At 65.2% G+C, this 9,856-nt stretch carries 8 protein-coding genes and 1 pseudogene; 6 read left to right on the forward strand and 3 right to left on the reverse strand.

Going from position 1 to position 9,856, the window contains the following annotated elements; all coding sequences use genetic code 11:
• The first annotated feature begins 133 nt into the window (after window positions 1–133).
• From CR103_RS22185 to CR103_RS22190, 4 genes are all read left to right on the forward strand, one after another.
• The gene (locus CR103_RS22185) at window positions 134–457 is read left to right on the forward strand and encodes a hypothetical protein (RefSeq protein WP_143752653.1); all 324 of its coding nucleotides are present in this window, start codon (window positions 134–136) and stop codon (window positions 455–457) included.
• Between the two features lie 99 nt (window positions 458–556).
• The gene (locus CR103_RS16595; RefSeq protein ID WP_099917056.1) at window positions 557–955 is read left to right on the forward strand and encodes a VanZ family protein; all 399 of its coding nucleotides are present in this window, start codon (window positions 557–559) and stop codon (window positions 953–955) included.
• Between the two features lie 165 nt (window positions 956–1,120).
• Complete coding sequence (locus tag CR103_RS23035) at window positions 1,121–1,417, forward strand: hypothetical protein (RefSeq protein WP_188827401.1); 297 nt, start codon at window positions 1,121–1,123, stop codon at window positions 1,415–1,417.
• 234 nt (window positions 1,418–1,651) lie between these two features.
• Window positions 1,652–2,266 carry a hypothetical protein gene (locus tag CR103_RS22190; protein WP_143752654.1) on the forward strand — a complete coding sequence of 205 codons (615 nt, stop codon included), beginning with the start codon at window positions 1,652–1,654 and terminating at the stop codon, window positions 2,264–2,266.
• Window positions 2,267–2,452: 186 nt separating this feature from the next.
• Here CR103_RS22190 and CR103_RS16610 read toward each other — a convergent pair whose 3' ends face one another.
• From CR103_RS16610 to CR103_RS16620, 3 genes are read right to left on the reverse strand one after another with little or no spacing between them, the layout of a single operon-like run.
• On the reverse strand, window positions 2,453–4,252 hold the full coding sequence (locus tag CR103_RS16610) for a glycoside hydrolase family 2 TIM barrel-domain containing protein (protein WP_099917059.1): 1,800 nt from the start codon (window positions 4,250–4,252) through the stop codon (window positions 2,453–2,455).
• Complete coding sequence (gene galK / locus CR103_RS16615; RefSeq protein WP_099917060.1) at window positions 4,249–5,337, reverse strand: galactokinase; 1,089 nt, start codon at window positions 5,335–5,337, stop codon at window positions 4,249–4,251. The genes CR103_RS16610 and galK overlap by 4 nt, the downstream gene beginning before the upstream one ends.
• Window positions 5,331–6,437, reverse strand: a complete 1,107-nt coding sequence (locus tag CR103_RS16620; protein ID WP_099917061.1) for a M24 family metallopeptidase — start codon at window positions 6,435–6,437, stop codon at window positions 5,331–5,333. The genes galK and CR103_RS16620 overlap by 7 nt, the downstream gene beginning before the upstream one ends.
• Before the next feature lie 983 nt (window positions 6,438–7,420).
• On the opposite strand from CR103_RS16620, the gene CR103_RS16630 reads away from it, so the two are divergent.
• Both CR103_RS16630 and CR103_RS16635 read left to right on the forward strand, forming a co-directional pair.
• Window positions 7,421–8,770 (forward strand): sigma-54 dependent transcriptional regulator, encoded by a 1,350-nt coding sequence (locus tag CR103_RS16630; RefSeq protein WP_099917062.1) that lies wholly within the window; start codon window positions 7,421–7,423, stop codon window positions 8,768–8,770.
• Window positions 8,771–9,181: 411 nt separating this feature from the next.
• Window positions 9,182–9,856: pseudogene (locus CR103_RS16635) on the forward strand (hypothetical protein); the annotation flags it as partial.

Consider the following 9,856-nt stretch of genomic DNA (forward strand, 5'->3'; position numbering starts at 1 on the left):
ATTATTCAAAAACATGCGAATTTAGCAGTTTTAACGGCTTGACGCTGCCACAGTTTCTACTATGATGAAGTTCGCCCAACCGGTTTATCTATGTATATCAAAGCCACCACTGGAAGCAAAGGGAGTCTATCGAATGAGCCTGCAAGCTTTTGAAACGCCGTCCAGCAACACCAGGGCACCCCATCCTGCGCAGAATCGCCGTCAACGGCGCCCTGATGACAGCCTTTTCCTGACTGAACTCAATGCGCGAACAGTCGTCGACCCCGATGACGACCAGGCACCGGTAACGCTGACCACTTTCGGCACAGTCCGTGAATCTTGCCCGAATTGCGCCCACACACAACTCCACCTCGTATTGCGGCAACGCAACGTCCGACTGGCCCACCTGTTCTGCGCCGACTGCCACAGCTGTTTCAGCGCCCATTACGCCAGCGGTGCCTGCGCACTGACAATCTGACAACTTGATCCAAGCCAAGCTCGGCGCCGAACCGTGTAAGGCGGGCGGTGCCGTGCCGGCCGGCGTGCTATGCTTTTATTTTCACTGTCCGCGCGTTTCATGCCCGCCCTATTTTACGTGCTCGTTTTCGACTCCAAATTCAGCAAGCTGCGCTACGGCGCTGCCCTGCTCATCTATGCCCTGATCCTGGTACTTGGCTCGATCCCGGGCGCGCGCGCCGAGATCGGCCATTACGCCACCGGCCTGATGCTGCACTCGCTGGCCTACGCGATGCTGACCGTTCTGGTGTACACCGGCAGCAGCGGCAACGCCAGCCAGCGCGCGTTTAAATCGGTACTGACGGTGTCGCTGATGGGCGCTTGCGACGAACTGTTACAAACCCTCCTTACCTACCGCGGCGCCTCTGTGTCCGACTGGCTGGTCGACCTTACCGCCAGCATCGTCGTTTCTGCCGTGCTGTGGGCCGCCTGGCCGAAAGCTGTGCTCGCGCCGCAATAAGCGTCCTGGTACTGCGGCGCACGCCGCATAATCGCTCGACAATTTGATCTGTCTCACGCTGACCCCGCTTCACTGGAACGTCGCGCCCAATCTCCCCTCTTACTCAAGTGGCACGCGGCACCGTCACGCACCCATACAGTAAATCCAATAACCGAGGAGTTAATTATGAAGCGTACACAACAGCGCGTGCTTTTGGTGGGCCTGCTGACATTCTCGCTGGCGGCGTGCAGCTACATGCCCTGGCGGAACATGGGCAGCGGCACACCGGCCTCGACGTCGGGTAGCTCGGGGTCGGGCAGCACCGGGTCGGATAGTTCATCGTCGGGCAGCTCGTCGTCGGGCAGTTCAGGGTCGGGCGGCTCGACCTCGAGCGACCCGACGTCGAGCCCAACCGGGTCGAGCAGCACGGGGCCTACCAGCAGCGGCAATCCCGCCACCAGCAGCGGATCGGGCAGCCGCTGACCAGCGCGGCGAAGGCACGGCGCAGCCGACCGGCCCGCGTCGATGCGCCGCCTTCAAGGCGATCAACCAGCAGGCAATTCGCTTCGCATCAAGCGAGGCGAATTGGGTTCGTTTGACATGGGTCATGTGCCGCCGATCAGGCCGGAACGTACCTTTGCTTTGCCACTCTCACCCACGTGGCAAGGGAATCGTCACGTACACCCACTGCAAGACAGACAACTTAAGGAGTTGATCATGAATCGAAGAAAACAGAGCGTGGTACTGGCGGGCTTGCTGGCATTGACGCTGGCAGGATGCAGTTCCATGCGCGGCGGCTATGATGAATCGGGCGGCGCCACCGGCAGCGGCACCGGCAGCAGCGGCTCGACCGGCTCCAGCGGCTCGGGTGGTAGCATGGGCAGTGGTTCGAGTGGTTCTAGCGGCTCTGGCGGCTCAAGCGGCTCTGGCGACTCAAGCGGCAGCATGGGCAGCGGGTCAGGCGGCAGCATGGGTAGCGAATCGAGCGGCAGCATGGGCAGTTCACCGCAGGCGCCCGGCGCAGCGGGGATGTCGCCCGGCGCAGCGGGGATGTCCCCTGGGGCGGCCGGTATGCCGGCCGGGGCGCCGAATGCAGTCGTCATGTCGATCGAAGCGATGCCGCGTCCGAGCGCTGCCGGCGCTGGCTCGGCTGCGATGGGTAGCAGCGGCACGGCCGGAGCCACCGGCTCGTCGCCGGCAGGGGGCGACCAGATGTACAGGGTTACGCTGCGCATGGATGATGGCACTACGCGCGTCGTCACGCAGGACTCCACGCCAACTTTTCGTAGCGGCGACCGGGTCAACCTGATGGATGGATCGACGTCGCGCTGAGGGCCAAATCAGGTTATCGATCAAGGCGAGGCAAGCGCACACCGGTCGTTGCCCTAGCGTTGCGCGGGGACGCAAGCAAAGTTAAGTTCCCGCCAAAGCTTGGGTTGCGTCGATCTTTCGCTAATGCGCGCCCCAACTGCTGCGACTTCAGTTTCCGCGGACCTGCGCCACGGCGCCGCAGGGCTGCTATCCGCTGCCCAGCCCTGCCTGCTCCTCCTCTTTCGGTTCGTAGAGGATGCCGCGGGTTGCAGCTGAAATCTGCTCGAGCGGGACTTTTGGCGTGCGATCGGCGCACAACAAGCCATTCGATTCCTGGAACGTGTCGGCGAACTGGGTGTAACAAAATCCGCTGAACATCAAGGTATTGTTGACCACCGCCATCAGGCTGCGGTACAGGCCGATGAAGCTGTCCGCCGTGTGGGCGCGCGCATAGCCCCAGGTGCGCATGGCGCTCGCTTTCGGGTCGTACGCGATGCCGCCGAATTCGGTAAGCACGATCGGCTGGCCGCGATGCGGGAAGCCGTCCAGCGTCAGGATGCGCCCGCCCGGCCGGCGCTGGTCGAACAAGGTGCGCACCGGGTCGGTCACCGCGTAGCGCGGGCCGAGCCGCTCCGGATCGCAGTCGTAATCGTGGATGCCGAGGATGTCGGTGGCCGACGCTTCCCAGCCGTCGTTGCCGATCACCGGGCGGGTGGCGTCGAGCGTGCGCGTCAGGTGGTACAGCGCCTCGACCGCGCTGCGGTGGGCCTGGGTCAGCGTCAGGTTCGGCACGCCCCACGACTCATTGAACGGGACCCACACGATGATGCACGGGTGGCTGTAGTCACGCTCGATTGCTTCGGTCCATTCGCGTACCATGCGGGTGATGGCCTTGGGGCTGAAGCGGTAAGCCGACGGCATCTCTTCCCACACCAGCAAGCCGAGCTTGTCGGCCCAGTACAGGTAGCGTGGATTTTCGATTTTCTGGTGCTTGCGCACGCCGTTGAAGCCCATCGCCTTGGCCAGTTCGACGTCGCGTTTGAGCGCCACGTCCGAGGGCGCCGTCAGCAGCGTGTCGGGCCAGTAACCCTGGTCGAGCACCAGCCTGAGCGGGTAGGCGCGGCCGTTGAGCATGAAACGGTCGCGGTTGATCGACACCGAGCGCATCGCGGTGTACGACGTCACCCGGTCGAGCACTTCGCCGTTGTGGTACAGCGTCACCTCTGCTTCGAGCAGCGTCGGCCGCTCGGGGCTCCACAGCAGCTCGTTGCGCGAGTCGTCGATGCCGGGGTCGGACAAGGCGATCTTGCGGGTCGCCTCGTGCCCGAGCAACTTGTAATGATCGTCGGCCAGTAACTCCTTGCCGTGCCAGATCTTGACCTCGACAAACAGGTTTTCGTGGATTTCGCCGGTGGCCAGTATTTCGCAGCCGATCTCGTAGGTTTCAAACACCGGTGTCCAGCGCAGCGTGTGGATGTAGGTGGACGCCACCTGCTCGAACCAGACCGGTTGCCAGATACCGGTGGTGCGCGGATACCACAGCGAGTGCGGCTCGAGCAGCCAGTCCTGCTTGCCGCGCGGCTTGGCCAGGTCGTGTGGGTCGTCTTCGACGAACAGCGTCACCACCTGCGCACCATCGTCGCGCAGCACGTCCGTGATGTCGGCCGAGAATGGGGTGTGCCCGCCCTCATGCTCGGCCACCAGGTGTGCGTTGACCCACACCCGCGCCCGGTAGTCGACCGCGCCGAAATGCAATATGGTGCGGCCGGCGCCGGACAACACGGTAAAGTCGCGCTGGTACCAGCAGAAGGTGTGAAAACCGGTGTCGCCGACGCCGCTGTTCTTTGTTTCCGGCGCGAACGGCACGTTGATTTCGTGGGTCCATCCGTCCGCGCAGCCGGGCAATTCGCAGCGGCGTTCGTCGTCGTACATGAATCGCCACGCGCCGTTAAGGCTTGTCCAGTGCTGGCGCACCAGCTGCGGGCGCGGGTAGCCGAACTGGCTCATGGCGCGCCGCCTTGCTGCGGCGCGCGCGGGATCAGGACCCGGCCCTGCCGTCCGGTGGCGTTGTAGCGCGCCGCCGCGGCGGCGGCGGCGGCCTCGGCGCACCCTTCGCGGCACAGCGCCACGCAGGCGCCGCCGAAGCCGGCCCCGGTCAGGCGCGCGCCGTAGACGCCGGGCGTATCGGCGAGGAAGGCGGCCAGCGTGTCGAGCTCGGGGATCGACACCGCAAAGTCGTCGCGCAGGCTGGCATGCGAGGCGCTCATCAGCGCGCCGAAGCGCGCCGCCGACACCCCGGCCGATGCCTCGAGCACGCGCAGGTTCTCGCGCACCACGTGGCGCGCCCGCTCGCGGTAAGGTGACGGCAGCGTTTCGACCGAGGCCGGGTCGGTGACGTCACGCAGCGCCGCCACCCCGAGCAGGCGCGATGCCTCTTCGCATTCGGCGCGGCGCACATTGTAGGCGCTCGCCGCCAAGGTGCGCGGCACGCCCGAATCGATCACGATCAGCTCGCTGCCACGCGGCATCGGCAGCAGCCGGTGCGCCAGGCTGCGGGCGTCGATGAACAACATGTGGCGCTGGTCGGCCAGGCTGGACGCCATCTGGTCCATGATGCCGCAGTTCACCTTGGCGTAATCGATCTCGGCACGCTGCGCCAGGCGCGCAAGGCGAACGTCGTCGAGTTCGATAGAGAGCAGGCTGCGCAGTGCCCGCAACGTGGCGACCTCGAGCGCGGCGCTGCTCGACATGCCGGCGCCGACCGGCAATTCGGTGCTGATGTACACGCGCAGCGGCGGCACCGCCACGCCGTCGGCCGCCAACAGCCGGACGCAGCCGTCGACGTAACTGGCGAAGCCCTGCGGCGGGTGGGCATCGAACGCATAGTCGACGCCCTCGTCGAGCGTGGCCGAATACACGTGGAAGCAGTCGTCGATGCTCGGGCTGATCGCCACTTCGGTCAACTGGGGCGTCGCCACCGGCAGCATGAAACCATCGTTGTAATCGGTGTGCTCGCCGAGCAGGTTGATGCGGCCCGGCGCCGACGCATGTGCCTCGGGCGGTCCACCGAAAAACGTCGCCAGGGTCAGCATGCCGCCTCCAGCCACAGCGGGCGGTTTCGTCCCTGCACGGTGGTGGCCGGCCAGGACGGATCGCACGTCAGGTTTTCCAGCCCGCGTTCGCCCAGCAAAAAAGTGTCTTCGATCTGGATGCCGGCAAACCCCGGATTGAACGCCAGCGCCATGCCGGGCTCGAGCGCAAGCGCGGTGCTGGCGGTGGCCATCAGTTCGTGCGTCAGATAAGCGGTCACGCCGCCCTGAGTGTGCTCGCGCATTGCTTCGGGCCGCCCAACGTGGCGGTAGGCCTGCAGCAGCGCGTGGTACACCGCGGCCAGCGAATTTCCCGGCACACAGGCGGCCAGCGCGGTCGCCTCGACTGTCAACAGGTCGGCCTGCAAGGCCGAAGCCGGGCCAGCGCTGCCAAAGCTGACGAAGCGGGTCAGGCAGGCATGCAGGCCATGACGGCGGCCGCGCAGCACCAGCATGGCGCGCTCGCCAAGCCTTGCCGCCGACGGCGTCGGCTCGCGGTACAGCGCCAGCCTGGCACTGCCCACCGCCAGTACCAGCGCGGGATGAATGCCGCGCCGCCACAGCGCGCGCGCGCCCGCCGCCGCCAGTTCATACTCGGTCCAGTCCGGCCGCGCGGCGCGCAGCGCCTCGCTGATTGCCTCAGCCGCCTGTCCGCCCAATTGGCGGTAGCGCTGTTGTTCGGGCTCTGACAGCACCAGCCGCTGATGGTGGACGCTGGCCGGCAGCGCCAGCTCGGCGCCGCGCGGGCGGTCCGACAGCACTGGCGCACCAAAGGCCGATTCGAGCACAAAGCGTTCGCGCCACGCCAAGTCTTCCCATGGCGTCACGTGGAACGAAAAACCGGGAGGCACCTCTTCTTCGCGCAGCCGGTCGGCCACTGTCTCGTCCGTCAGAATGCATGCCTCGGCCTTCGTTACCAGCACCTCCGCGACGCCGGTTTCGCAGGCCTGCAGCACGGCGCTTGAGCCGCCCGCGGTGCACCAGGCAAACCAGTCGATCCCGCGCAGGCGCAACGCGCCAGCGCCGGTGTCGTGCAACCAGCGGCGCATCAACGCCAGCTTGGCCGCAGCCTGCGGCGCGCGATCAAGGGTCGAGTCGCTCATACGTGCTCCGGGCTCGGCCGCAGACCGTGTAAAGGCAAGCTGTGCCGGCAACAAAGGCGGCCGTCCGGCTTCGTGAGTTCAAGAATCTGCATGGTGTTGTCATGTCGTAGCGGGCACAGCGCACAGCCGAAAGTCGGGTCCCCGTGCGGCGTGACAATAATCGTAGCACGCCGTTTTGGCGTCTCGCTCGCGAGCTGACAAAACACCTTTCCTACAAACAAAAGCCTGTAAGCTCTTACCCCACGCTCGGACCGCGCCCCGCCTGTCGCCGCCCATAGGCAACGTCGCGGGTAACCGGTATTCACCATTTTTATCGACACAACGTAGGTACACACCTACAAAAAAAAACGGCTTTCTTACGGGTGCTTCAAGGACGATGCGCAAGCGGCCGATCTGTCTGCGCGCCGCCACTTAAAGCTCTTAATATACTGTCACCCTGATCCCCATTGCATGGAGCATCACGGCATGAGCGACAAGACCATCAGGCGGCTGCACCTGGCGCAACGCGACGACATCGGCGACCTTGACCCAGCGTCCGGTGCCCGATCCGCACCTCGATCGGCTCGACCCTTGCCTATTTCTAAACCACCACGGCCGGCAAACCTGTCGGCCCGACAATCACGGCCTGCCGTTCGGGCCACGCCCATGCCTATCCGATCGGCCAGCCGGTGGAGTCGCATGGCCCGTTCGTCATACACACGCGCGAACCGACCGCCGATGCCATCACCGACGACCAGGCCGGACGATTCGGCGCGACGCCGTAGACGCACCCGCGCCTGTTACCACGATGGCGAACACCAGCGCTTTCAATGCCAGCCTGAACTTGTTGCGGCACGGCGCAGGGGGGTTGCACTATGCAGCATGCAGAAAACGCCATCATGCATACCTGTTTAGTCTTGTCAATGTAGGTAAATCAATAGTCCGGGTGGAACCATTTTTCCTCTCGCTTGATCAAACATGATCCGCAGCGCCCAAGGCCGCTCATGTCACTGAAAAAATTATTGTGCATCTCACCAAGCGCCGCCGCTGTCGCCGGCGCGCTTGGCGCGCCCGACGATTGCGGCGGCATGCTCGCCGAATGGGACATCCACAGCGTCGCCAGCCTGCGTGAAGCGAGCCGGGCTTTGCGCGCGCGCAACTACCCCGTCGGGCTGGTGCTCGACCTGCCTGGCACCGAAGGCTGCGAAGCGACCGAACGTTTTTTCCGCGAACACTGGAACGTGCAATGGATCGGTGTGCTGGCGCCTGACGCGCTCGAGTCGAAGCCATGCCGCGCCCTGGTGGCGACCTGGCTGGCCGACTTCCACACGCGCCCGGTGGACCGGCAGCGCCTGCTTCATACGCTGGGCCACGCCCACGGCCTGGCATTGTTGCGCTCGCAGCCGGCGGCCAGCGCGGCCACGTCCGGCCTGGCGGCGCTGACCGGCGACAGCGCCGCCATCGCCCGCCTGCGCGCCCAGATCGGCAAGGTAGCGCAATCCGATGCCCCGGTGCTGATCTGGGGCGAAAGCGGCAGCGGCAAGGAGCTCACCGCCCAGGCCATCCACACCCATTCGGCACGCGCCGCAGGGCCGTTCGTGCCGATCAACTGCGGTGCCATTCCACCGGCGCTGATCCAGTCCGAACTGTTCGGCCACGCGCGCGGCGCCTTCACCGGCGCCGCGCGCGACAAGGTGGGCTTGATCGAATCGGCCGCCGGCGGCACCGTATTCCTCGACGAAATTGCCGACCTGCCGAAGGACTTGCAGTCGAACTTGCTGCGCTTCCTGCAAGAAAAAACCATTTACCGGATCGGCTCGACGCGCTCGATCGCCGTCGACGTCCGTGTCATCGCCGCCTCCCACGTCAACCTGCAGCAGGCGGTGGCCGACGGCATGTTTCGCGAAGACTTGTATTACCGCCTCAACGTGTTGCCGATCGACGTGCCGCCGCTACGCGAGCGCAAGGACGACCTCGACATGCTGGCCCAGCATTTCTTCCACACCTTTGCAACCGAAAAAGCGCCGCACCTGAAAGGCTTCGGCACCGAAGCCCTGCGCGCCATCCGCCAACACGACTGGCCAGGCAATGTGCGCGAACTGATCAACCGCACCCGGCGCGCAATGGTGCTCGGCGAGGGGCGCCTGATCGCGCCGCACGATCTCGGCCTGGCGCCGTGCAGCACGCAAGAGCGCGGCGCCGGACTCGACGCCTCACGCATCGACGCCGAGCGCGCCGCGATCGGCGCCAGCCTCGAACGGGCCGGGCGCAACATCACCCATGCTGCGCGCGACCTCGGCGTCTCGCGCATGACGCTGTACCGCCTGCTGGCCAAGCACGGCATCCAGACTTGAACCCAACTGTATCGCCAGCGTGACCGCGCCAAGCCGGGCAGGATTTCGTCGCGTACACAACTGTCACAGGAATGCGACATAACCAGGCAGAACGCGGCGCAAGCAAAGTCGCCCTTGGCTGCGCTGTGAGCCAACCGGCGGCGGCTGGCTTTTCGTGGTGTCGAACCGATGGCTTTGCATCTTAGCCGTCGCAACAACGATACAAGCGCAGCCGTTTTGCGGTTAGCGCGCCGCGATTGAAACCCTTGCGCACTGCACACGTGCCGTTTTCACCCTTGTATTCAACGACATGGCTGCCACCCCGCCGCGCTGGCATTGTCTGTGCATGAGTAAGCGATACCTGGCCGGTGAGCCGGGCGCAATGACCCACTGGAATTTTTTTGTACTCATGTTTTTATTAAAGGGGCTTCTATGAAACGTACTATCCTGGCGGTGGCAATCGCCTTCGCCTTCAGCGCAACTGCCAGCGCCAATCCTACCAATACCTCCGGCACTCCAACCGTCCACGGCACTTTCGCGCAGCTCGCTGTGGCAACCAACGAGCAAAGCGGCGCCGGACCACAGGCGAACGAATATTCGACCGCCATACAAGACAGCCGAGCCGACAGTTCGACCCACCACAACGACAACAGCACCGGCCAGAACAACAGCAGCGGCGCCGCCAGCGCGGCCGGCCACGGCACTGCGGCTGCCAACAACGGAGCGACGGCGACGGCGACCTTCAGCAATTCGTTCAACACCAGTAGCGCAACCAATACCACGGCACTGACCGGCACCGTGTCGGGCAACACGATCTTCGGCCTCGGCAACATGGCCAGCCACAGTGGCAACAGCACCGGCGGCAACGGCGGCGGCGGCAACGGCGGCAATGGCTTTGGCGGCCACGCTTCAGGGTTCGGTGGTGACGGCGGCACAGCCACTGGCGCCAACGCCGCGTCCGGCTCGACCGGCGGCGCGGCCACCAATAACGGCGCGGCCAGCAACGGCAATGCAGCGGTCGGCGACAGCATGGCCGGCAGCGGCGGCAGTGGCGGCGCGGCAAGTGGCGCCACTTCCGGCGCCGGCGGCGCAGGCGGCGCGGGTGGC

Source organism: Massilia psychrophila (assembly GCF_002760665.1).
Classification (GTDB): Bacteria; Pseudomonadota; Gammaproteobacteria; order Burkholderiales; family Burkholderiaceae_D; genus JAFCUW01.

Coding starts and splice junctions, on each gene's coding strand:
- CR103_RS16595 (WP_099917056.1), top strand. CDS start 557: ATGCCCGCCCTATTTTACGTGCTCGTTTTCGACTCCAAATTCAGCAAG.
- galK (WP_099917060.1), bottom strand. CDS start 5,337: ATGCTGACCCTGGCGACGTTTTTCGGTGGACCGCCCGAGGCACATGCG.
- CR103_RS22190 (WP_143752654.1), top strand. CDS start 1,652: ATGAATCGAAGAAAACAGAGCGTGGTACTGGCGGGCTTGCTGGCATTG.
- CR103_RS16610 (WP_099917059.1), bottom strand. CDS start 4,252: ATGAGCCAGTTCGGCTACCCGCGCCCGCAGCTGGTGCGCCAGCACTGG.
- CR103_RS16630 (WP_099917062.1), top strand. CDS start 7,421: ATGTCACTGAAAAAATTATTGTGCATCTCACCAAGCGCCGCCGCTGTC.
- CR103_RS22185 (WP_143752653.1), top strand. CDS start 134: ATGAGCCTGCAAGCTTTTGAAACGCCGTCCAGCAACACCAGGGCACCC.
- CR103_RS23035 (WP_188827401.1), top strand. CDS start 1,121: ATGAAGCGTACACAACAGCGCGTGCTTTTGGTGGGCCTGCTGACATTC.
- CR103_RS16620 (WP_099917061.1), bottom strand. CDS start 6,437: ATGAGCGACTCGACCCTTGATCGCGCGCCGCAGGCTGCGGCCAAGCTG.